Source organism: Clostridium sp. TW13 (assembly GCF_024345225.1).
GTDB classification, from domain to species: domain Bacteria; phylum Bacillota; class Clostridia; order Clostridiales; family Clostridiaceae; genus Inconstantimicrobium; species Inconstantimicrobium mannanitabidum.
Map to the genome: position 1 here is coordinate 3,979,338 of NZ_BROD01000001.1, position 24,551 is coordinate 4,003,888.

The 24,551-nt window shown below is 29.4% G+C and carries 21 protein-coding genes and 2 tRNA genes; 3 read left to right on the forward strand and 20 right to left on the reverse strand.

The genetic code is table 11. From position 1 onward, the window contains the following. Positions 1 to 87: 87 nt before the first annotated feature. The 4 genes from galE to OCU47_RS18435 form a co-directional block, all read right to left on the reverse strand. On the reverse strand, positions 88 to 1,098 hold the full coding sequence (gene galE, locus OCU47_RS18420) for a UDP-glucose 4-epimerase GalE (RefSeq protein WP_261830050.1): 1,011 nt from the start codon (positions 1,096 to 1,098) through the stop codon (positions 88 to 90). A gap of 214 nt (positions 1,099 to 1,312) precedes the next feature. Further along, positions 1,313 to 2,452 (reverse strand): non-hydrolyzing UDP-N-acetylglucosamine 2-epimerase, encoded by a 1,140-nt coding sequence (gene wecB / locus OCU47_RS18425; protein ID WP_261830051.1) that lies wholly within the window; start codon positions 2,450 to 2,452, stop codon positions 1,313 to 1,315. A gap of 45 nt (positions 2,453 to 2,497) precedes the next feature. Then, the gene (locus OCU47_RS18430) at positions 2,498 to 3,664 is read right to left on the reverse strand and encodes an alkaline phosphatase family protein (protein WP_261830052.1); all 1,167 of its coding nucleotides are present in this window, start codon (positions 3,662 to 3,664) and stop codon (positions 2,498 to 2,500) included. Then, complete coding sequence (locus tag OCU47_RS18435; protein WP_261830053.1) at positions 3,661 to 4,206, reverse strand: nucleotidyl transferase family protein; 546 nt, start codon at positions 4,204 to 4,206, stop codon at positions 3,661 to 3,663. The genes OCU47_RS18430 and OCU47_RS18435 overlap by 4 nt, the downstream gene beginning before the upstream one ends. A gap of 554 nt (positions 4,207 to 4,760) precedes the next feature. Here OCU47_RS18435 and OCU47_RS18440 point away from each other — a divergent pair. Together OCU47_RS18440 and OCU47_RS18445 are read left to right on the forward strand one after the other, a co-directional pair. Beyond that, complete coding sequence (locus OCU47_RS18440; protein WP_261830054.1) at positions 4,761 to 4,985, forward strand: helix-turn-helix domain-containing protein; 225 nt, start codon at positions 4,761 to 4,763, stop codon at positions 4,983 to 4,985. A 258-nt stretch (positions 4,986 to 5,243) separates the two neighbouring features. Then, the gene (locus OCU47_RS18445; protein WP_261830055.1) at positions 5,244 to 5,369 is read left to right on the forward strand and encodes a hypothetical protein; all 126 of its coding nucleotides are present in this window, start codon (positions 5,244 to 5,246) and stop codon (positions 5,367 to 5,369) included. Between the two features lie 658 nt (positions 5,370 to 6,027). On the opposite strand, the gene OCU47_RS18450 is transcribed toward OCU47_RS18445, so the two are convergent. Continuing rightward, positions 6,028 to 6,102, reverse strand: a tRNA-Arg gene (locus tag OCU47_RS18450). A 137-nt stretch (positions 6,103 to 6,239) separates the two neighbouring features. After that, a complete protein-coding gene (locus tag OCU47_RS18455; protein ID WP_261830056.1) occupies positions 6,240 to 6,806 on the reverse strand; it encodes a TetR/AcrR family transcriptional regulator in 567 nt (188 codons plus the stop codon). Positions 6,807 to 7,284: 478 nt separating this feature from the next. Between OCU47_RS18455 and OCU47_RS18460 the strand changes: the two genes are divergently transcribed. Further along, positions 7,285 to 8,175, forward strand: a complete 891-nt coding sequence (locus OCU47_RS18460) for a phosphatidylserine decarboxylase (RefSeq protein WP_261830057.1) — start codon at positions 7,285 to 7,287, stop codon at positions 8,173 to 8,175. On the opposite strand, the gene OCU47_RS18465 is transcribed toward OCU47_RS18460, so the two are convergent. The 14 genes from OCU47_RS18465 to pepT all read right to left on the reverse strand — a co-directional run bounded on the left by OCU47_RS18465 (position 8,172) and on the right by pepT (position 24,544). Then, positions 8,172 to 9,212, reverse strand: a complete 1,041-nt coding sequence (locus OCU47_RS18465) for a LacI family DNA-binding transcriptional regulator (RefSeq protein WP_261830058.1) — start codon at positions 9,210 to 9,212, stop codon at positions 8,172 to 8,174. The genes OCU47_RS18460 and OCU47_RS18465 overlap by 4 nt on opposite strands. 23 nt (positions 9,213 to 9,235) lie before the next feature. After that, positions 9,236 to 10,372, reverse strand: a complete 1,137-nt coding sequence (locus OCU47_RS18470; protein ID WP_261830059.1) for a Card1-like endonuclease domain-containing protein — start codon at positions 10,370 to 10,372, stop codon at positions 9,236 to 9,238. A 104-nt stretch (positions 10,373 to 10,476) separates the two neighbouring features. Further along, positions 10,477 to 11,256: an OmpA/MotB family protein gene (locus tag OCU47_RS18475; protein ID WP_261830060.1), complete on the reverse strand. Its 780-nt coding sequence runs from the start codon at positions 11,254 to 11,256 to the stop codon at positions 10,477 to 10,479. Between the two features lie 12 nt (positions 11,257 to 11,268). After that, positions 11,269 to 12,048, reverse strand: a complete 780-nt coding sequence (locus OCU47_RS18480; protein ID WP_261830061.1) for a flagellar motor protein — start codon at positions 12,046 to 12,048, stop codon at positions 11,269 to 11,271. 476 nt (positions 12,049 to 12,524) lie between these two features. Next, positions 12,525 to 13,340: a 2-amino-4-hydroxy-6-hydroxymethyldihydropteridine diphosphokinase gene (gene folK, locus OCU47_RS18485; RefSeq protein WP_261830062.1), complete on the reverse strand. Its 816-nt coding sequence runs from the start codon at positions 13,338 to 13,340 to the stop codon at positions 12,525 to 12,527. Between the two features lie 26 nt (positions 13,341 to 13,366). After that, complete coding sequence (gene folP / locus OCU47_RS18490; RefSeq protein WP_261830063.1) at positions 13,367 to 14,176, reverse strand: dihydropteroate synthase; 810 nt, start codon at positions 14,174 to 14,176, stop codon at positions 13,367 to 13,369. Positions 14,177 to 14,286: 110 nt separating this feature from the next. Continuing rightward, the gene (locus OCU47_RS18495; protein WP_261830064.1) at positions 14,287 to 14,760 is read right to left on the reverse strand and encodes an HD domain-containing protein; all 474 of its coding nucleotides are present in this window, start codon (positions 14,758 to 14,760) and stop codon (positions 14,287 to 14,289) included. An 8-nt stretch (positions 14,761 to 14,768) separates the two neighbouring features. Beyond that, positions 14,769 to 15,329, reverse strand: coding sequence for a GTP cyclohydrolase I FolE (gene folE / locus OCU47_RS18500; RefSeq protein ID WP_261830065.1), 561 nt, complete (start codon positions 15,327 to 15,329; stop codon positions 14,769 to 14,771). Between the two features lie 317 nt (positions 15,330 to 15,646). After that, complete coding sequence (locus tag OCU47_RS18505) at positions 15,647 to 17,215, reverse strand: sigma-70 family RNA polymerase sigma factor (RefSeq protein WP_261830066.1); 1,569 nt, start codon at positions 17,213 to 17,215, stop codon at positions 15,647 to 15,649. A gap of 229 nt (positions 17,216 to 17,444) precedes the next feature. Continuing rightward, positions 17,445 to 18,326, reverse strand: a complete 882-nt coding sequence (locus tag OCU47_RS18510) for a DMT family transporter (protein WP_261830067.1) — start codon at positions 18,324 to 18,326, stop codon at positions 17,445 to 17,447. Positions 18,327 to 18,504: 178 nt separating this feature from the next. After that, a tRNA-Arg gene (locus OCU47_RS18515) sits at positions 18,505 to 18,581 on the reverse strand. An 84-nt stretch (positions 18,582 to 18,665) separates the two neighbouring features. Next, on the reverse strand, positions 18,666 to 21,818 hold the full coding sequence (locus OCU47_RS18520) for an AAA family ATPase (RefSeq protein WP_261830068.1): 3,153 nt from the start codon (positions 21,816 to 21,818) through the stop codon (positions 18,666 to 18,668). Continuing rightward, a complete protein-coding gene (locus OCU47_RS18525) occupies positions 21,819 to 23,069 on the reverse strand; it encodes an exonuclease SbcCD subunit D (RefSeq protein WP_309297457.1) in 1,251 nt (416 codons plus the stop codon). A 248-nt stretch (positions 23,070 to 23,317) separates the two neighbouring features. Next, positions 23,318 to 24,544, reverse strand: coding sequence for a peptidase T (gene pepT / locus OCU47_RS18530; protein WP_261830657.1), 1,227 nt, complete (start codon positions 24,542 to 24,544; stop codon positions 23,318 to 23,320). Positions 24,545 to 24,551 lie beyond the last annotated feature (7 nt).

The following is a 24,551-nucleotide window of genomic DNA, read 5'->3' on the forward strand; positions in this document are numbered from 1 at the left end:
TTTAAATTGCATAAATAAATTTAAAATTCATAACTCTCGTTCTAAAATTCATCAATATATTAACAAATACTCTATTTTTTATATTTTCTAGTATTTTAAAGTTTGTACACGAACTTCATCCCATTTTAATGCGTTTAATATACTTTCATCAACACTAACTTCAGGAACCCAATTAAGCATTTTTTTTGCTAAATCTATATTCGCATATGCCCCTCCAATATCCCCCAACCTAGGTTCAGTCTCTACTTTGTTTAATATAGTCCCTGTCACTTTTTCAAAAGAATTCACTAATTCTTTAACTGTGACACCTTCTCCTGTTCCTAGATTTATAGTAAGATATGGTGTATCACTCCCACATTTCTCAAATGCTTTCTCAAAATTTTCTACAGCTAGAACATGCGCATTAGCTAAATCCCAAATATCTATATAGTCTCTTATTCCAGAACCATCTCTAGTGGCCCAGTTAACACCAGTAATCTTAAAATTTTCTTGCCTACCCTTGTAAACATTCACTAATTTACCCAATATAGTTGATTCGTTACTGCTATACATTCCTGATCTCATCTTGGGATCTGCACCAATTAGATTGAAATATCTTAATGATATTCCCTTCATATTATATGCTTTGCAAAAATCCTCAAGCACCATTTCAGTCATATATTTTGTTCTAGAATAAGGGGTCTTGGGTTTTAATGGTGATTTTTCAGTTACCATAAAAGTTTCTACATCATCATCATACATAGTGGAACATGAACTAAAAATAATCTTATTGCATCCTAATTCATTTAATTTTTTGAATAGTTTAATTGATTTTGATATATTTTCAGTATAATATTCAAAAGGATATTCTACTGATTTAGAGATTCCCATAAGTGCTGCACAATGAATAGTGAAGACTATATCATTATGTTCTTTAAATATAGTTTCTAATAAGGCTTCATCTGCTATATCTCCTTTATAAAATATACGATTTTTAGTGAATTCAACTCTTCCACTTATAAGTGAATCTAATATAATTGGTGTATGTCCTTTATCTTCTAAAGCAGAACATATAGTACTTCCTATATAACCTGCTCCTCCAGTAACGAGTATTTTCATAAAACAGACCTTCCTTTCTTAAATTATTAATATTTGTCATCTCACAGTTTTCATATCATGCTATATAACTTTAATATTTTATTACAACGTATTCAAAGTCATGGAAATATATCAACATAAAATTGGCATTTTCATAGAATGCACTGTCATTTAACATTTATCTCTTTTCGATATTCTCACTAAAAACTTTGATACCACATTTTTTATCAATCCACTAATTAAAATATTCCTCAATTATATTTGATATTTTTACACTTGCTTGTTCTATTTGATTAAAATTTGTTCCTTCAATCATCTTTACATATAGTTCTTTATCTTTCAAAACTTTATTTGCTTCTTTTACTATATCCTCTACTTTAGTGCCTATTAATTTAGAAATTCCTTGTTCTATTCCAATTACTCTTTCTGTAGTTTCTCTTAATAACAAGATTGGTTTTCTTAAATATTCACCCTCTTCCTGAATCCCCCCTGAATCAGTCATAATCATATAGGACTTGTTCATTAAATTATGAAATTCCATTGGGTTTATTGATTCTAATATATGTATTCTATTTTCACTACTTAAATTTTCAAATACAGTATCTTTAATTAATGGATTCGGATGTGTTATATATATCAATTCAGCATCTTTATTATCCCTAACTATTCTCTTAGCGGCATTACATATATTGTCTATTCCTTTACCCCAATTTTCCCTCCTATGTGCTGTAACTATAATAACCTTATTCTTTTTATAGTTTATTTCATTTAATATCTCTGTCTCAAAAGTATATTCTTCTTTAATAGTGTATTTTAATGAATCTATTACCGTGTTATTTGTTAAATATATATCTTTTTCTTTAATATTTTCATTTAGAAGATTTTGCTTAGCTTGTAGTGTTGGTGCAAAATGTAAACTTGCTATCCTTGCTATCATTTGCCTATTTACTTCTTCTGGGAAAGGTGAGTTTTGATTATGAGTTCTCAAGCCAGCTTCAATATGCCCAACTTTTATTTTTTGATAGAATGCAGCCATAGCACTAGCATAGGCAGTTGTAGTATCTCCATGAACTAATACTAAATCAGGTTTATTTTCCATAAATAATTTCTCTAAGTTTTCAAAAATCTTAATCGTGATATTTGTCAAACTTTGATTTTCACTCATAATGCTTAAATTGTAATCATAATCCACACCAAAAACTTCCAAGGATTGTTCTAACAATTCTCTATGCTGACCTGTAACACAAATTTTTACTTCTAACCTCTCTCTATGTTTTAATTCCTTTATTAAAGGTGCTAGTTTAATAGCCTCCGGTCTTGTCCCAAATATAATCCATACCTTTTTTCCACAACTCAAGTTTTCCACCCCAATCATTATAGTTTCTTTTACTTATTTACTAATAATAATTTAAAATCCTTTTTATGAAAGAACTTTCATAATAATTTCTGATATATAACTTAGTTCAAATCCACCATTAGGGTACGCTGATTTTGATAAAACTGAATCTTTTCCGAAAAGCAAGTATGGTACATTTTCACGAGTATGATTAGGAGTTATTAATGGATCATTTCCATGATCAGCAGTGATAATTAAGCACTCATCTTCATTTATTTCACTTATTATATTATTAATATTATCATTTATCTTAACTAAGGCTTCTACTCCTCCATTTAAATCTTTAGCATGCCCACATAAATCTATTTCCTGCAAATTGATAAAAAATAGTCTATCTTTACTATCATCTTGTTGCTTTATAGAATTAGAAATAAAATTAAATGTTTCATCTATGCTACTAAACCAATGTTTTTTAAACTTTTCATTATCAAACATATCGGCAGTCTTTCCTACTAAATTGACTTCTACATTCTTTTTTAAAAGTTTTACTAATGTATTATCAGTTTGCTTACACCAATGATAAACCTTGTAGTTTTCATTATATAAATTTAATGGTGCTACCCTAAATCTTGTAATTACCCTACCATTAACTTCTTCCGTATTAATACACTTATAAAGCAATGATAAATCAATGTCATTATTATACATACATATTATTCTTTCAAAATCGGAGTTTTCTCGGATTAGACCAGCAAATTTTTTTAATTCATCAAAGTCTATTTCTTTCTTTAACGCTAGTAAATTTAAGTTTAACCCCAAATCTGATTCAGCATTGTTTCCTAATATAAATTTATCAGATACAAATAATAATCCATTTTCATATCTTATCTCATAACTAGGGTATTCTTCTTTTATTAATCTTATTAAATTATCACATATATCCTCTAAAAATACCCTAATAGGCTCTTTGATAACTCTTCCCATCATAGCTTGGTGTCCAATATAACTATCAGCACCTAGATACCCTAACTCTAAATACCCACTTATATACTTTTTCCCATTATAATAATTTATTCTCTCATTGTTTCTTCCCTTATTCACCAAATTTCTTATATGATTAATTTTACCGTCAGGATAAGAAGCACTTATTCTTTCTAATGTATTTGCATCTCTATTAGTTTCATCATAATTCCTATAATCTTTTGTTGCTCCTATTCCTAACGCATCTATTGATAATACATAAACATTCATATTTCTATACCACTCCTTTTATATATTTGTATAATTTCTTCATCATAATATACAATATTATCCCTAATATTCTTACTATCTGAATTATGACTTTCAAATTTTGGAACTACCTTAATAACTTCTCTTTCTAAGATTTCTTCAAATGCATCATTTCTCACAATATCAAATTTTGTTTTTAAAATTGGAAACACAAGATCATATCTATCTTTAGGAAAAGTTTTATTAAATATTGAAGGGAAATATTCGACTCGTTTAACTTCAACTACCTCAACATTATAAACTCCTAAACTTCTAAGTGATTTTTCTATAATAACTTTTTTATCATTGTACTTCAATGGAACCTCCAGAACCTTCAAATCACAAGTATCATAAAAATCTCTATATTTTTCTTTAAACTTCTCTACTTCTTCTGCACCTTCTTTATCTGGATTTACAACTCCCAAAACCAACTTATCATATTTTTCTAAAATAGTTCTTATTGTTTCAAATTGCCCCTTATTAAAATAATTATATCTACCAAAACTAACTGCCACTTTTCCCATGTTTATAATCCCTCACTTAAACTTAATAGTACACTAAAATCCTTTTAGAAATATATTATGATACTAACTCTTTAACCTAGTTACTCGCTTATATCTCTTAAAGGTATTCAAAACTTTGAATTAATACTCAATCTGATTTAAATTAAGTTTACATATGTGTTTAATAGTAAAATATATATATAAAATAATATAATTGGTATTTTTTTTGTAAATTACTATCATTTTATGATAGTAATTGTATAAAAACTTCATTAATGCTCCGCGGTTAAACAATTAATTTCCAAATCATTTAATATTTTACCACTGTGCCAATATTTTTTATAGCTTATATTTTTACTGTATTTACCTATTAATGAACTTTTTGTCCATGTTTCTTCGTTTTTCTATCATTTACTTACATTTTCATATATTGACCTTTATACCATTTTTACTTTCATTTTCTACATAAGTTGAAAAAGTAACTTCCGTTTTTGAATACAAACTGAATTTAGTCTTGTAAAGTGTTTGATATAATTAATTTGATATTTGTCCTTAGCATTTTAGGAGGAACAATTATGTCAAATTTTAATACAAGCAAAGGAAAACACCTTACAATAGAAGACCGTATCTTAATTGAATATGGATTAGATCAATGCTACTCCTTAAAAGAAATAGCTGAAAAGGTATCGAAAGACCCAACCACTATTTTAAAGGAAATCAAAAGAAATAGAATCATTAAAAGTACTAATAAGAGACAAAAGGATGTTCTTCGCTGCACAAGCCGAAAAAAATTGTGCTAAAACAAACTTATGTAATAAGAATTGCGGAAAGTTTTGTAATAAATGTAAGTTGATAAATTGTTATAGAACTTATAATGAATACTCAACAAATAAATGTTACAAGCTTAGCCGTTTCCCCTATGTTTACAACGGGTGTAGTCCTATAACTGCATGCAGCTGTGAAAAGTATATTATAAGGCTAAAATAGCAGACACTAAATACAAAGATACATTATATTATTATTTCGACAAAAATGCTTTTACAGCTAGGAATATTGATTTGCCTACAAAAGTAAAGTATAAACCAAGAAAAAAATCTACATCTCCTATAGTAAGAAATTCAACAGATAGAGTTGGAAGAACTTTCGAGGACTTTATTAAGTTTCTTGAAAATAATCGTATGTAGAAATGTGCACACAAAGTGGCAAGGACCAGTCTAAATGGTAATCCCCATTCAAACTAGCCCAAATTTCAATGAACTATTATTTAATATTACAAAATCTTTTGCCCAAAAGGTTGTTCTTATGATATCACTTGTATCGAATCATTTGACGCTATGACAAAGAAATAAGAAATTTATATCCCTAAAAATAGAATATATGAAAAAGCTAATATAGCTATGGAATATTGGTATTATAGAAAAATATTACATTCTGCTATTAATTATATTAACCCACATCAATGTAAATTAATAGCTACAGATGTAGCTTAAAAATGTTGGACTTTTTATATCTACTATATTGACATAAAAAGTCCAACGTTAAATAGAAAGCGTTATTAAGATTTGAAGATATGAAAAAACAAATAAAAGATTAATACACACTAAAGATAGTTTTAAAACTAAAAAAGGAACCACAGCATACGCTGTAGTTAAAGAAAGTGAGCTTCTCACTGGTATTATTCCTTAAGCAACAAAAGCCTTTTAAAAGATTTTTCTACTTAATTAATTAAAAATATATAAGGATAATTTTTAATTAAAAAAGTTAGATACAAAATAGACAATGGTAACCTTAAGTAAAAGAAGTGATTTAAACCCAGTGCTTAAATCACTTCTCTATTTCATGTGGTATCCCCAGTAGGAATCGAACCTACATCTATCCCTTAGGAGGGGATTATTCTATCCATTTAACTATGAGGACTCAACAAATTAATTTTAATGCTTTTGTTATACCCTGTCAACGATTAATTTGAGCAGGAGGCTCTTATGCACTCGGTCTAAGATAGAAAACACCTTATATTAAAATTCCTACAATCTTAATATAAGATGTTTTTGTGGTTATTTTAGTATTCCTTTTAAGCTAATCTCTAAAACTTGATCTACAACTTCATTTACACTAACTTTATCTTTGTTTAACATTTCATATACTGCGGTGGAAACCATACTACCAAAGAAAGTGAATGCCATTAAACTAGAATTTCCTTGTTTAATTATTCCTTCATTCATTGCTATTTTTATCACTTTTTCAATTTCTAAAAAATACTTGCTCAATTCAATTCTAATTTCTAATTGTCTGCTTTCTTCTCCCCAAAGCTGGCTAATTAAAACCTTAAAAAATTCTGTATTTTCATATATAAGAGTAAGTTGATTTTTGCATATCTTTCTTATTTTATCTAGACTGCCTAATCCTGTCTCATTTATACTAGCCAACTCACCTTGCAATGTTTTTATTCCTTCTATTACAACAAACTTAAATATTTCTTCCTTGCTTTTAAAATGGTAATATAATGTTCCCTTTGCAACTCCAGCTTTCAATGCAATATCATCCATTGTAGCCCCGCTATATCCACACTCTGAAAATTCTTTTACGGCTGAATCAAAAATAATTCTTTTTGTTTTATTCATCTGTGCCACCCTCAAAATAACCTTTAATAAATATAATATAATATCTATTTTTCATTTCATAATTATTTTAACACATAAATTTGAATAAACTTATATATTTTTATATAATTAATGATCACTTTTGATTATTTTAAACATTTAATTAATTTTATATACTTTGTAGTTCATATTTTGCATAAAAGCAGAACAAAAACCCCCTTTAAATCTATTAAGCTTAAATATCGGAGACTTAATCTAAATAAAGGGGTCACAGCATTGATAATAAGTTTTTTGCCCACCTATTATCTCCATGTAAAATATCCCTATTTATAATTTTAAATCATTATTCAAGAAATCTCAATAATTTTTTGAACATTTTCACATATTTTTTGTTAAATATTCGCAATTAATTTTACATGTTTTTATTAAATCTTTATAATAATTTATTTATAGTATAAAATATTACTATAAATTAAATTAATTTCATATGAGGTGTATTATGCTTAAAATTTATAATAGAAAAACTAAACAATATGATATAGAAAACATAGCTGGAAAGAAATATCTTGAGTGGTGTTATAATTCTGCCTTAGGTAGCAATATCACCAAAATATTTATAAGAAAAAAGTTGTTTACTAAACTTTATGGTACCTACTGTGACACTAACTTTAGTAGAAAGAAAATCAATCCATATATAAAAGACTTTAATATGGATATGTCTATAGCTGAAAAACAAACCTCCGATTTTAAAAATTTCAATGAATTTTTCACCAGAAAACTAAAACCTGAAGCCCGCCCATTTTCTAAAGAAAAAGATATTGTAATTTCTCCAGGTGACGGACGATTAACTGCATTTACTGATATAGATGTTTCAAACTTAGTACAAATCAAAGATATTAAATATTCTCTGAAAGAACTTATTGGTGATAATCCAATACTAGAAGATTACTCTGGTGGTGTCTGTCTTGTGCTAAGACTTTGTCCTCTTGATTATCATAGATTTCACTTTATAGATAATGGAATCTGCTCAGAAACTCATAAAATTAATGGTCACTATTATTCTGTAAATCCAATTGCCTTAGATAAAATTCCAAAATTATTTTGCCAGAATAAAAGAGAATGGAGTATTTTCAAATCTGAAAACTTTGGAGATGTTATACATGTAGAAGTCGGGGCTACTTGCGTTGGAAGTATAATTCAATCATACACTCCAAATATACCTGTAATAAAAGGTGATGAAAAAGGTTATTTTAAGTTTGGTGGTTCTACAACAATCTTATTCTTTAAGAAAAATACTATAACTATAGATGATGATATTTTAGAACAATCTAAACTTGGTTTTGAAACCCTTGTATTAATGGGTGAATCAATAGGAAAAAGGGATATTTAAATATCCCTTACTGATTCCCTTTCAACAATATGCACTGGTATTGTTACTATATTATTATTTAAATATTTCTTTATAAATTCTGTATCCTTATCATTAATCTTCATAATGATATTAACTGCAGTCTCTGCTTTAGTTTGTAAAAATTGATTTATAGTTGTTATCTGAGGAATAAAATATTTTGAATTTCTTATATTATCAAAACCAATTACTGACTTATCTCTAGGTACGTTAATACTCTTATCATATAAGCCTCTAATAACTCCCATAGCAACAACATCGGATATAGCAAATATCCCTGTTATATTTTCATCAACTTCTAATATTTTATCTACTGCCTTTATTCCACCTTCATAGCTTACATCAATTTCTATAACCTTTTTTGCATCAAACTCAATATCATATTTACTTAATGCCTTCTTATATCCATCAAGTCTATTTCTATGAACTAAGGTATCACTTTTTCCCCCTAATAAAATACACATATTTCTATGTCCATTTTTAATAAGGTACTCTGTAGCTAAAAATGCTCCCATATCATCATCTGTATTAATATAATAAAATCTATCACTACTTTGCTTTTGGTCAACAACTACTATAGGAATATCAACTGAGCTTAAAGTATCATAAACAAATTTATTAGCAGCTCCTAATACAATTATTCCAGCCAAACTTCCACTGTTTAAGTGCTTTATAAGTTCCTTTTCTTCATAAATTGAAAGTATCATTGTACTATAACCATTTACTCTTACCTTGTTCTCTACTGAACTTAAAAACTCCAAATAAAATGGATTGTCCAAAAGAATAGTATCCTTTTCCTTTTCACTTATAGGTACTATAATTCCTATTATTCTACTTTCCTTTTTTACAAGACTTCTAGCATTTATATTAGGTTGATATCCTAATCTTTCTATAACCTCTAGAACTCTATTTTTGGTGTTGTCTGTAACTTTATTAATATTATTAATAACATATGATACTGTAGCAATTGATACCCCAGCCTCCCTTGCTACATCTTTAATATTAACCTTTTCCCCCATACTCTCTATCCTCTCGTGATTATTTATTTTATTTTTTTTAAAATACTAGCTCTTATCTTATTTTTAAAACTTTGTTTATCTCCATCAAAAGTTATTATGTCTATGTCCATTGCCTTAGATCTCTGATTAACTGAAGACTTTAATGGATCTTTGGTTGCTGCTAAAATCTTCACAACCTTTTCTCCACCTATTTTATGTGAATAAACATTTAACTCATTTAGGGCATTTTCATCATATTTGCAGCTATCTTTACAAGATATGCAAATCAATATTCCATCTTTTACTGCAACTACATCTATTTCATTCTTTATTTTTCTTTCGTTTTCATCCCATCGGAATAAAACTCCACTTTTAACATCATCAATGAAATCTATATCTTCCACTATGTTCTTAGTAAAATTTTCAAACCAACTACCTGTTTTAAATATAAACCCTTTTATAAAATTATTCAAGAATCTAACTTGCAATAAACGTCCATTTTTCTTAAAAGAAATTTGCTTATATTCTTTAAGGAGGCTTATCATCTTCTCATATACGTATATCTCATCATCTTGGAGTTTATCTAAATGTATATTTACAATGTATGGATCTGATTGTTCATGTGATATAATATCCGTATTTATAAGACTTTGTTTTATCTTATTCCATACTTCAACATTGCTTGAAATCAGAAAAGTTAACTTATCAATTATCTTTTCTTTCCCTATATCTGTGGATTCAACAACAATATCTCCATATCCTGTATTTACTATATCTTCAATATCTAAATCTACTAGTTCAACTTGCTTTTTCAACATTTCTTCGTTGTTAAAAATCGTAATCTCCCTTTTGCTGACATCCATATACAAAACATCTATGCAACTTTTCATTGATAAATGTAAAATTTCGATACTTAGATACTTTGATGTTAAACTTATATCTATAATACTGTTCCTTTTTCTATATTTTGTCAATACATTTTTTATATCACTATCTTTTAACTCTATCCATGTAAATATAACACTTGGATATTTTTCTTTAAAATATTGTTCTAACTTCTCTTGTTTATCATTACATTTTTCAGAAACAAACACTACTTCCTTAGGTTTAATATATTCTGTAGATAAGATACTTTCTTCATTATTAGTCTCAACAAAATTTATCAAAACTTCGTAACCCATCTAATAACCACCCTTACTATATAATTTAAGCCTAGAAACATTGATTATCCTGTTACTAGGCAAATTATTTTTGTTATTAGTATGCTACTTTATTTAATTATTTATTAATTTTTATCTTCTGTATTATTAAACTTAGAATTTAAAATTACAATATCTACTCTTCTGTTTTTACTTCTTCCTGCATCGGTGCTATTACTTGCAACTGGTCTTTGATCTGCATATCCTACAGATGATAATCTAGCTGCATCAAGCTTAGTATTTTCAACTAAATATTGCACAACATTTGCAGCCCTGACTGATGATAATTGCCAATTTGAATTGAACTGAGCTGTATTTATTGGAAGACTATCTGTATGTCCCTCTACTCTAATATAATTATTAATTTTACTTAAAATATTGGCAATGGAATTTAACTTATTCCTCATATCATCCTTAAGTTCTGCCTTACCACTTTCAAAAAATATATTATCTTTAAAACTTATTACAAGTCCTCTCTCTTGTATAGTAGTAGATACGCTGCCCTTTAAACTTGAATTATTAACTAACTTATCAACTTCAGCTTGAATTTCATCCAACTTTTCTTCTTCACTTTGCTTTTTCGTTGTTTCTGCTTGTTTAGTTGCATTACTTGATGTAGTTGCCGTCCCATTTGCCTTACCTGTTGATATTACAGCTGTACCACCAGTTGTTTCTTTGCTCACAAGATTTTTACCATCAGTTCCAAATGCAACTTGCATTGACTTTGTAACCTCTTCTAGCTTTTTTTGATTCACATTACTTGAAGCATAAAGAACAACAAAGAATACCATTAATAATGTTATTAAATCTAAATAGGTTAACATCCATCTTTCATTATTGGGTTCCTTTTTAGGTTTCTTTTTCATTTCTTAGCCTCCTTAATTGTTAGTTGGCTTTTGTTCTTGAACACTACCTTCTGGTAAGAAGCCTTCAAGTTTGCTTACTAATGTATTAGGATTTGCTCCTTCTTGTAAAAGTAATATTCCCTCTATAACCATTTGTTTTTCTAAGCATTCTTCTTTATCAAGTGCCTTTAACTTTGCTGCTATTGGTAACCATAACAAATTGGCTGATCCAACACCATATAAAGTCGCAATAAAAGCAACAGCTATCTTTCCACCTAACTCACTTGAGTTGCCCAAATTTCCAAGAACCTGTACAAGGCCCATGACTGTACCTACTATCCCCATAGTTGGTGCATATCCACCTGCAGAATCAAATATAGAGCTACCTACTTCATGCCTCTCTACTATGTTTTCTAATTTGTTTTCTAATATAGCTCTAATTGTAGATGGTTCAACTCCATCTACCACCATTTGCAACCCTTTCTTTGTAAACCCGTCCAAGTCATATGTATCTATTTCACTTTCTAAGCTAAGCAATCCATCTCTTCTAGTCTTAACAGCTAATTCCTTAAAAAAGTCTATCATCCCAGATGCCTTGTCCTCTCTTCTTCTAAAAGCTACTTTTAAAATTTTAGGAATCCTTTTTAATGATGCCAATGGAAATGATATTCCAACTGCACCTATAGTTCCTCCAAAAACTATTATAGCTGCTGTAGGTTGAAGTAAAGACTTCAACGCTCCACCCTCAAAAGTAAATCCTAAAAGCAATGAGGCAAATGCAATTACTAAACTAATAACTATTCCTAAATCCATCCTATTCCCCTACCTTTTTTAATTTTCCTTATCTATAATTCTACCATAATTATCATGTTTAATTATAATTTTTATTAAATTAAATTATTTTTGTATACTTTTCTATAATCAGCTTTATATAATTATTTTTACAACTATAATATGCTATTTAGTAGAAATTTTTACAATAAATATCGTCAACAATACTTATTTTTTCTATAACATGATAAGCTTCAACTATGGCTGTATCAATATATTGTATAGTTATCAACATTATCCACAATATGTTGTTGATAACTTTTATCATAAGTTCTATTTTCAATTAAAATCCAAATGCCTATCATATTTATCGTAAAATTTTTTCTATTCTTTATTCAATTTCACCCTATAATATCTATATATAATGGAATGTACTTACAACATATTAAACTATATAAAAGGGTATATGATTTAAATAAATTAAATCATATACCCTTAACATACTTAATTGTTATATATTACTTTTCTACATCTTCCTTTAGATCTATAATTCTTCTTCTAAATATAGGATGAACCTCATAAGGAGCAATCTCTGCTAGTGGTTCCAATACAAATAATCTTTGTTCCATTCTCGGATGTGGAAGAATTATTCTCTCATCAGTTGATATTACATCATCATAAAGAATTACATCTAAATCAATTGTTCTTGGCCCCCATTTAATTATTCTTTCTCTCTTAAGTTCTTGTTCAACACTTAAAAGAAATTCTACAAGTTCAATAGGTGAAAGCATGGTTCTTATCTCCATAGCACCATTAATGAATTCTTCTTGATCAACATATCCCCAAGGCTCAGTTTTTATATAAGATGAAACCTTAACCACTTTCGTATGATTACTCTTCTTTATAAGTTCTATAGCATTGTTTATATTTGCTTCCTTATCACCCATATTTGATCCAAAAGATATAAATGCTTTATGCACCCTTCTATTTATTTCAATAGCTGCATATTCTAAGTGTCTCATTATAGGTGCCCAAGGTTTTTTTAAAGTAACCTTAACTCCTTGTACAAGAGGATATTCTGTCAATACAAATTCAGCTACTTTTTCTGCTGCCGTTTCTATTAAATCATAATTTTCCTTTGTAAACACCTTTTCTACACCATGACTCAACTCTCCATAATGAACTGATTTGGTTAAATCACCTGTAACACCAGCTTCCCTCAAATCTAAATCTAGTTCTAAAGATAGTACAAACTTCTGACCAAGTTTCTTTTCCTCTTCAAATACTCCATGATATGCAAAAATCTCTAAATTATTTAAATAAATTTTATCCATTACTTATTAGCCCCCAAACAATCTCATCAATTAGCTCTAAGAATTTTATCTGTCATTACTGCTGCTCTTTTGTTTTCTTTAATATCATGAACCCTTACAAAATCACAACCTTTCATTATTCCCATAACAGTAGTTGCTACTGTTCCTTCAACCCTTTCATCTACAGGAAGATTTAAGGCAAGCCCTATCATAGATTTTCTTGAAGTTCCAAGAAGAATAGGATAGCCTACTCTATTAAGTTTTTCTAAGTTATTCATAACGAAAAGATTCTGCTCATATGTTTTTGCAAAACCTAAGCCTGGATCTAGAATTATATTTTCTTTTTTCACTCCAGCTTTTAAAGCTATCTCAATAGAAGCTTCTAGATCTTTTATCATATCTTCAATTATATTCGTATACTCACTGTTATCTCTATTATGCATCAAGCAACATGGAACATCATATTTAGCTGCTACCTCTGCCATATAAGCATCCATCTTAAAACCCCATACATCATTTATTAAATCAGCTCCAGCCTTAATAGCTGCTTCAGCTACCTTGCCCTTATATGTATCTATTGAAATAGGCACATCATATTTTTCCCTTATGGCTTTGATTATAGGAACAACTCTATTAGTTTCCTCTTCTTCTTCTACTGGTGCATGATTAGGTCTTGTTGATTCCCCACCTATGTCTATTATATCAACACCATCTTCTATCATCTTGCTTACTTGCTCTAAAGCAGCATCTATACTATTAAATTTTCCTCCATCAGAAAAAGAATCTGGAGTAACATTTAATATTCCCATTATATAAGTTCTTTCCCCTAATATAAAATTCTTATTACCAATCCTCATGTTAAGTACCTCACTCATTATAGCTGTAATAAGACATCTTGAAAAAAATAAATACTCCTGCAACAGATATTTAATTTTATTATTTATTTTCAAGTGCCTAATTTAATACTTTAATACATTATATCTAAATTTTTATTGTCTTCTTTCCAATTACATTGTGATGAACTTTGACACCTGTAACACTCTCTAGAAAGCTTATCACTTTTATACATTATGTCTCCAAATTGGGCGTTTCCACCTCTTCTATGACCTATAATCCCATTAATTATTAAATTCTCTTCTGCTTCATTGAAACCAGCTTGTTCTAAAAGAGGTTTAGACAACTCTACAGAAGCTATTTCATGATCTGTTCCATCTTCATATTGTACAAATCTTCCTATATCATGAAGCAATGCTGTAGTGTATACCAGCTCTTTTGAAATATCTATTTCATTTTCTAAAACTAATACATATGCTATTCTAGCCACATTTAAGAAATGTTCTAAATCATGCTTGCAAAAAATCCTGTTTTTCTCCAAGAAAGCAATCCTATTTAAATATTCATTATACTTCTCACTATGCAATATATCATTAAATCTATTCATAATTTTCACTATTTCATTGAGATTAAAGCCATTACTTCTTGTCTCAAATTCTTATCCTCCTCAAATATGCCTCTATAGCAAGAGGTTACAGTTTTAGTACCAGGCTTTCTCACACCTCTCATATTCATACACATATGTTCTGCTTCAACAACAACCATTGCACCTTGAACATTCAAATACTTCATTAAAGCATTTGCAATTTCATAAGTTAATCTTTCCTGAAGCTGTGGCTTTTTTGAATATACTTCAACAGTTCTTGCTAATTTAGAAAGTCCTGCAACCCTCCCATTAGGAATATATGCTATATGAACCTTACCAAAGAAGGGCAAGAAATGATGCTCACACATAGAATGAAAAACTATATCCTTTTCTATTACCAAATCGTTGCTCTCTACCTCAAAGTTTTTTGCAAGATATTCTTCAGCTGTCTTCCATATTCCTGAGAAAACTTCTTCATACATTCTTGCAATTCTATCTGGTGTCTCTAATAATCCTTCTCTTGAAGCATCTTCTCCTATGGCTTCAATTAACATTGTAGCTGCTTCTTTTATTTTGCTTTTGTTTATCATGCTTAATTCCCCCTAATATATATTACTTACAAAACTTCTTATATCTATAAATATAGTTATAAATCCAATATAAATTTCTAAATCATTGATTCTTAAACTTATAATCCCCATAATGTGAAAACATATTTTAACTTAGCAAAATTATATTAAAGTTATTATAGCAGAAAATTCTTTATTTTAATTTAAAAATTATTTTCACAAATTTTAAATTTTTTTTCATTAATAAATAAAATATCATTAATATTAAATAAAAGTAAAAGAACTAGATTAGAATTTAAAACTCTCTCTAGTTCCTATACTCTAGTAAAACTTTATTTCTACTTTAACACTGCATACATAGTTAACTTTTCTGGAGAATCTGGCACTGATAAATATCCTTTATCACACATCTCTTTAACAATATATCCAATGGAATTATTTCTACATTTTATCTCAGACACTGCAGAACAGCTATCTGCTATTTGTGCTGGTGCATGGTTTTGTACAACCTTTTGAGCCTCTAACACTCCTAACTTTATGCTTTGCTTCATCTTCTCAATAATAGATTCCATTACAGTAACAAATTGATTATACTGTTTTTCAGTAAACACTGGAAAATTCAAACTGTATTTCTTATTATCATTTCTAATATAACCTTCACTAATAAGTTGAGCAAGAATTTCATTATTATCATCTATAACCTCATGCCTTGCCACTTTTAATAATATATCAATCTTAGGATCTCTTGGATGAAACTCTTGGCACTTTTCTATAATCTTAAAATTGCACACATTCACATAATCACCATCTGGTTCTATATCACAATCGCCATATATTCCATTAAAAAAGTCACTTTCTTTGTCACTGTTATACCCCCATATATAACCATGAGTTCCATTTGATAATGTAGGAAAACTTTCTGCCTTTTTCATCTCTTCTTCTGCCTCAGATAACGCACTTATTAATGCAATGTGAGTTGCCAACCAATATATTCTACTCTTAGAATAATCAGAACCAATAAAATTAACCTTTCTTATTCTTTCTTCACTTTTATTGATAAACTCAAAAAGCTCCTCTGAAGCTTGTGCAAAAATATTACTTGTTTTTCCATATATATCATCTTCACAACCTTTTGTAAAGATAATTATATTAGTTTGATATCTAGCATTATGAAGCTGTTTTATCAAATTATGCTTCATTAGAATTTTAATTTCATCCTCTAAATAAGGAGCTGATACCCCTAATTCAACACTTAATTCTCCTACTGTCATTGGATTATAATATGCAGCTAACAAAATGTTTCCTGGTAGCTTTCTATCAAATAAATTATAGTAAAGCATATAGTCATCTTCATCCATCCACACATCAATATTAAAAACTCCTGGATTGTAACTTTTTTCTCCATATTCTCTTGACATATTCATACCCTCTCTCAAAATTTTTCTAGATTTAAAGAGCAAATATTTGACCATCTCCAAAGAGAGATTAAGCTTCTGTGAAATATCCTTACAACTGCAATCATCAATGTAATACATTATACTTACCTTGCGATAGTCCTCTGATAATAAAGAAAGTTCTCGTCTTAGAGTATTTATTTCTTCATTTTGAACTACTACTGTTTCTGGCATCTCACATATAGTATCTGGCAAGTTTTCATCAATATCACATTGCTCTATTTTTCTATGCTTGCGCAAATAACATTTGTACACATTATTTGCAATTCCCCACATCCAACCATAAAAAGCTTGTTCATCACGAAGTGAATTAGCACTTCTTAATACTTCCTTCACTATCTCTTGTGATAAATCTTCTGCCTCTTCTCTACTTGGAGTTCGCGAAAGGGAAAATGCGAATATAGTTCTAATACATTCTGTAACTTTGTTATAAACCACTTGTTGTTTATCCATACTTCACCAACTTCTCTAATTTTTATGGCCAATTTATTGTTCTCATATAAATAGTGTCAATTTTTCTAATACGGTTAGCAGAAAAATTAAATTTTTTTATAATCTTTCCTCAATTCAATTTTAAAAATATACAAAATAAGACTATTACCTTTTGCAATAGCCCTAATTTATATTACATTTTTATATTTATAGTAAATTCATCAACGTCAGATACATTTCTGTGTAAACTTTATTGTTGAAAAGAAGTAGAATTGCTCTTTGCTAATATAATTGTAGATGTTAATATCAGTATACTACCAAGCAATAATGCAAAAGTTAGTTTCTCTCCTAAAAATAAAATTCCTAAAAATATACTTACTATAGGTTCAAAAGTTCCAAGTATTGCTGAAGATGAAACACCTATTATTTCTACAGCCTTAAGAAGCAAAATTATTGATATTATGGTTGAAATTATAGATATTCCAAGGCAACACCCTATAACTTCAAAATTTAAATTTAAAATTATAGATTTATTAAATACTCCATATAAAACTAGACCTATTGTTGACCCCAAGCAAAGATACATAGTAACAACTCTATTATCCAAGCATTTAATAGATTTTAAATTAAGCGCAATCAAAGTTGTCCCATATGTCACACCAGAAAGTAAGGCTAAAAAAATCCCCAAGATACTTATGGAATTACTCTTAAATGCAACTAATGAATATGTACCAAGGATAGCAATTATTAAAGATATTATTTTTCTAGAATTCATTCTATTTTTAAATAATAGAAATTCTATTATACAAACCACTACCGGATATATAAAGTGTAAAGTTGTTGCAAGACCTGCTCCTAAATAATTGTAAGACATAAATAATGTCTGGGTTGTTACAGTATATCCGATTAAACCAATGAATATTAGTAATAATATTTGATGTATTCCTAAATTCACATTTACCAGCTTATACTTTAGATAAAAAAATAATATTAATGTTGAAATTAGAAATCTAAGTACCAACACAGTGGTCGGATTAGATTTATTAGAATATGCAATTCTAGCTAAAATAGGCATAATTCCAAATGCTGTTGATGATAGGAGGGCATAAATTATCCCTTTATAACTTTTCAAGATGTCACCCCCTTATGTTAACTATTCTATAATTCGTTTCCAATAGAGTACATTGTATCATAAAAATTATAATTAGTTCAGTCTTTACTATCCAATATCTCTATCTTATACTTTGTAAATAAACAAAACATAACAAAAAAGCAGATGTTTCAAACTGTTGAAACATCTGCTTTTAATCTGGTGCGGCGGAGAAGATTCGAACTCCCGACCAACTGGTTCGTAGCCAGCTACTCTATCCAACTGAGCTACCACCGCATATACTATTGATTAACATATCAATAGTATCACATATTTTTTCGGAAATCAATAATTTACTTCTTATATTTTAAGGTTTATTTACTATACAGTTAATTTTAGGCTGCTTCCCTTTGAACTTTTAGTAACTTCAATTCGTGCCCCAACCCTATCTTTAAGAGCCTGAACATGGGATATTATTCCCACTAGCCTTCCCCCTGTTTGTAAATCCAATAAGCATTCAATAGCATTTTCTAGAGAATAATCATCCAAGCTACCAAAGCCTTCATCAATAAACATAGTTTTTATTTCTATTCCACCTGCGTAAGATTGAATAGCATCTGAAAGGCCTAAAGCTAGAGCTAAAGAGGCTTTAAAGCTCTCTCCACCTGAAAGAGTTCCTACTCTACGTGACTTTCCTGTGTAATAATCATACACATTCATTTCAAGCCCTTCTTTTCTTGCCCTGCCATCTAGTATCTCTTCACTTCTACTTAACTCAAATCTACCATCAGACAATTTATCAAGTCTAACATTGGCTGCTCTTATAACATCATCAAAGTAAGCAGCAAGTACATATCTCTCAAAACTAATTTTATTAGCATTCCTTCCATTAGCCATGTTTGCCACTTTAGCAATCACCTTATACTTTTCTTCCTTATCCTTAACCTTTAGGTTTATAGCTTCTATATTAGCAATAGCTTTTTTATTTGCACTTATTCTCTTATCAAACTCTATCTCAATTTGTTTAAGTTCAAGTTCTTCTTTACTCAATTGTATAAGTGCTAATTCTAAAGATTCAATATCCTTAACTTCAAGTCCTTCTGCTTTCTTGCAGGCATTTTCATATAACTTTTTCACTGAAGCAAGATCCTCATAGAACTTTCTAATATCTGAATTTAATGAATCCATTTCTCTCTTCTCTTTAAAAGAGTTCTTATATTCCCTATAATCTAAAAATTCATCATGTGATAAAGCATCTTTAAGAGCATTCTTAGCAGTCTCTAATTGTTCAGTGTACAGTTTAATATTGTCTTCTTTAACCTTCTTACTTCCTACTACAGCTGCATGCTCCACAGATAATTTTTCCTTCTGTTCTTTAGCTTTTTGAAGTGCTTCTTTTAGTAGCTTAAGTTCTTGCTCCTTACTATTTATTTTTGAATTTAGAGCTTTACTTGAACGTATTTCCTCGGGAATATCATTTTCTAAAGTCTTTATATTGGCTTCTTCACTGGAATACTGACCAAATACATTCACATAATTCTCAGTTAACTTTTCTATTAACTTCGATTTTTCATCTCTATCTTTCTTATTCTTTTCTAAGCTCTTAATTATATCCTCTTCTTTAGTTATTCTATTCTTTAAAGATATGCCTTCTTTAGTAACCCTATCACAAAGCATCTTTGTTTCCCCAAGAGCTATAATTAATCTTTCTCTAACTGCATCACTTTCTAACTCAAATATCTTCTCAAACTCTTCCTGGCACTCTCTACTTATCAATTTAATCTTTAATTCCTCGGTTTGAGATTTTAAAGAATTTATTTCAGTATTTAACTTTTCCACTTCATTATATATAGAGTTCTTTTCTTTATCTAAGTTTTCAGCCTTAAGCTTTTGCTTTTTAATCTGTTCTTCACTTGGAACCTCTTGAACAGTTGTAGCTAAATGAGGATGTTCCTTGGAACCACATACAGGACAAGGTTCACCTTCTTTTAAACTCATAGCCAAAAGTCCTGCTTGCTCCCTTTTAAATACCTCTTCCATCTTTTCATATAAACTTTTTTCTTTCTCCCAAGCAGCTTGCTTATCAATATATTCCTTACCTTTAATACTATGCTGCTTTGCCAATTCAATTGTCTTAGAAAGTTTATCTATAATGCTCTCTAAATCTGTTTTCCTTTGATTTAACTTACTAAGTTCTTCCCTCTTCCCAGCAATAACTACTTTTGCCTCTTGAATAGCCTTTACTTCCTTCTCAAGATCTTCAATAGCTTCATTCACTAAAAGTAAATTCTTTTCTTCTACTTCCTTTTCACCACTAATATCTTTTAGTTGTTTGTTAAGCTCTTTTAACTTTTCTTGTTTACTTTCATATCCAACTATTCTTTCAAGATATCCTTTTAACTCCACTATGTTAGAAGATACTCCTTCTCTAAGCTGTTCTTTAGCTTCCTCACTTTTTAAGTTTTCTTCACTCTGTTTTAACTGTGCTTCTAAATTCTTTATATTAAGCTCAATGCTATTAAGTTCTGCTTTTTCTCTATCTAGGTTTTCTTTTTTATCTCTACATGCATCATCAAAAACCTTAACTCTATTAGCCTTTTCAGCCTTTTGAAGTATATCTTCTTTTGCCTTTATCTCTTGAACTTTATCTTCCAAACCTTTTTTATCTTCTTCTATTTTAATTTTTTCTTTTAGAATATTATTGATTTCCTCTGATTTTATCTTTTCCTTATTAACCTCTGCCTGTTTTTGTTTATTAAGCAGTTGCTTATCCCTTACTATATTTAGTTCTTGTGATTCTTCATTTATAAAATCATTAGTTTTATCAACTACTAAGTTTACATCCACATCCTCACAGATTATTATCCCTTGAAGATTATAATTTTCACCATATTCTATATTCCTAACATAAGCTCGTCTTTCTTCAAGCATCTTTTGAATTTCAACATAAATTTTCTTAGACTTTTCAATTAACTTTTCTTGAATATCATTGAAATGCTCAGTATTAAATATTTTTCTAAATATCTTTTCTTTTTCCTCACTACTAGACTCTAACATCTTCTTAAATTCACCTTGAGGAAGCATCACAATCTGCTTAAATTGATCTTTATCTATTCCTAGTATATTTTTTATTTCTTCTGTTACTTCATTTTTCTTTGTTATAACATTACCATCAGGTAATATAAGCTCAACCTTATCCTTAACTTTTAAGAGACCTTCTCCCTTAAGCTTTTTTCTTGTATATTCAGGATTTCTTGATATCTTATACTCCTTGCCCTTAATATCAAAAATAAGATTCACGTAGGTATCTGTATTTTCGTCAGCATAATCACTTCTGCAACTCTTTCCCTCTCTTGTAGAACCACTTGCTGTACCAAACAAAGCATAAGCAATTGCATCAAAAATAGTGGTTTTCCCAGCTCCTGTTGGGCCTGCTATTACAAAAATATTCGTATCCTCTAATTCTCTAAAATCAATTATTTGCTTATCTGCATAAGCTCCAAATCCACATAATTCTAAATATACTGGTTTCATCTAAACCACCTCTTCTCTAAGAACCTCTTTTATTGTATCTTGAATTATTTTGAGTTCTTCCCCTTCTAATGATTCCCCACTAATGTTTTCATAAAATTCCTTGAAAAGCTCCATTTCACTTTTTTCCTTAAAACCTTCACTGGCAGCAGTTTTATTGTCTCCTAATTTTCTTTTATTCTGTATTTCAATCTCCATTAAGTTCTTATATACACTTCTTAACCTGCCTAATGGATCTATGAGCTCTTCTTCATCTTGTAGAATTACTTTTATATAATCTTCTACATTTATATCTTCACTTTCATATACTTCTTTGCTTATCAGCTTTTCTAAAGGGCCTTGTATAACTCTCATATCTCTAAGAGGTGTTATACTTTGAAATTCTGTTAAAACTTCCCCCTTATCATCCATATTGATTATAGTGAAGCTTTTTTTCTGCTTAACCTCAGAAAAAGAATACTTTATTGGTGAACCAGCATACCTTATTTTGTCTGAGCCAACCTTTTGTGCTCCATGCAAATGACCTAATGCTGTATAATTAAACATCTCAAAATATTGTGCTGATACCTTATCTGTTCCCCCTATAGATAAAGGTCTCTCTGATTCACTTAACTCCAAACCACATTGATCTTCCCCATCTTTCATATAAGTTATGAAGCCATGGGCAACAGCTACATTTCTCTCTTCTCTATTAAAATTAGCACTCAATCTATCAATTATTGATTTCATTGCGTCATCATGAGTCTTTATATTTTCATCTTCATATAATTCACGTACCTCTGCAGGATCTGCATAAGGAAGTAAATAAAAGTTAACAGGTCCAAACTCATCATTTATTGTAACCTTTGTGATATCAGATTTAAATTTTCCTTCTATATAAAGTCCCTGTTTTTCTAATATTGTACTTGCAAAATCAAGTCTTGCACCACTATCATGGTTTCCTGCTATAGCTATAACTGGAATCTTAAGCTCCAACACAATCTTGTTTAAGAATCCATTCACAACTTCTATGGCTTCTACTGGAGGTATAGCTCTATCATATAAATCCCCTGAAATCACCACTACATTTGGTATACTTTTCTCTATAAATTCAATTAACTGATCAATAACATATTTCTGATCTTCAATTAAATTAAATTCTTTGACCTTTTTACCTATATGTAAATCTCCTAAATGCAATATCTTCATAATTAATTCACCCTCTTTACCTAAATTATTGCCAATATCTTTATTTTTAAATTGTTTAAATTCCAATTGTTCTCTGCATAAAAATTAAACTCACTTATATAACTATCGATACAAATTATAAGTATATTATATCAATTATAATTTCTCAAAGAGTAAAATAATTTAATAAAGCCATAGAAATGCTTTATTAATATAATTAGTGCATCTCTATGGCTTTTAACTTTTCTCTTCTAGCTTTTCAATTTAGGCATCTGAACGTGCTTAGTTTTATATGCTAGTCTATTTGGACTTGTTATTTATTTTCAGATTCCTTATTACTTTTCAGAATAGGCCTTAACAATATTTAAGATAACCTCTACAGACTTTTTCATTGTATCTAAGCATGCATATTCATACTTACCGTGGAAGTTTCCTCCACCTGTAAATAGGTTAGGTGTTGGTAATCCCATAAATGAAAGTCTTGCTCCATCAGTACCTCCTCTGATTGGAACTATAGTTGGAACAACGCCTGCATCTTCCATAGCCTTCTTTGCAGTATCAACTATATGGATAACTGGCTCAACCTTTTCTTTCATGTTTCTATATTGCTCTTTTAGTACAACGTCTACTGTTCCTTGACCATATTTTTCATTTAACTTATCCTCTACAGACTTAACAGCTTCCATTCTCTTCTTAAAACTATCTTCAAAGAAATCTCTTATTATATAAGATAAAGTTGTTTTTTCAACTTCACCATTTATATCTGTTAAATGATAGAATCCCTCATATCCTTCTGTAGTTTGTGGAGTTTCATTTGCTGGTAACATACTGATAAATTCATTTGCTATAAGCATTGAGTTAACCATCTTATTCTTTGCACTTCCTGGGTGAACATTAGTTCCATGAATAGTAACTTTTGCTGAACCTGCATTGAAGTTTTCATACTCAAGTTCCCCTTCAGTACCACCATCTACTGTATAAGCAAAATCAGCTGCAAATAACTCAACGTCAAAATGATCTGCACCTTCACCTATTTCTTCATCAGGAGTAAATGCAATTTTTATATCTCCATGCTTAATTTCTGGATTATTGATTAAATACTCTACTGCTGTCATTATTTCAGCAACTCCAGCCTTATCATCTGCTCCTAGAAGCGTTGTTCCATCAGTAGTTATTATTGTTTTTCCCTTTAAATCCTTTAATTCTGGAAACTTACTTGTAGATAAAACTATACCTAAATCCTTATTTAATACCACATCTTCACCATTATAGTTTTCTATTACTTGTGGCTTAACATTTTCTCCACTCATATCTGGAGAAGTATCCATATGTGCAATAAAACCTATAGTTGGCACCTTTTTGTCCATATTAGAAGGAACTACTCCATAAACATAGCCATGTTCACTAATAACTACATTTTGAACACCTATAGCCTTTAATTCCTCTGCTAATATCTTTCCAAATTCTAATTGTCCCTTAGTACTTGGAGTAACCCTTGTGTTCTCGTCAGATTTAGTATTTACTTTTACATAACCTAAAAATCTATCCTTTAAATCTTTCATTATGTTC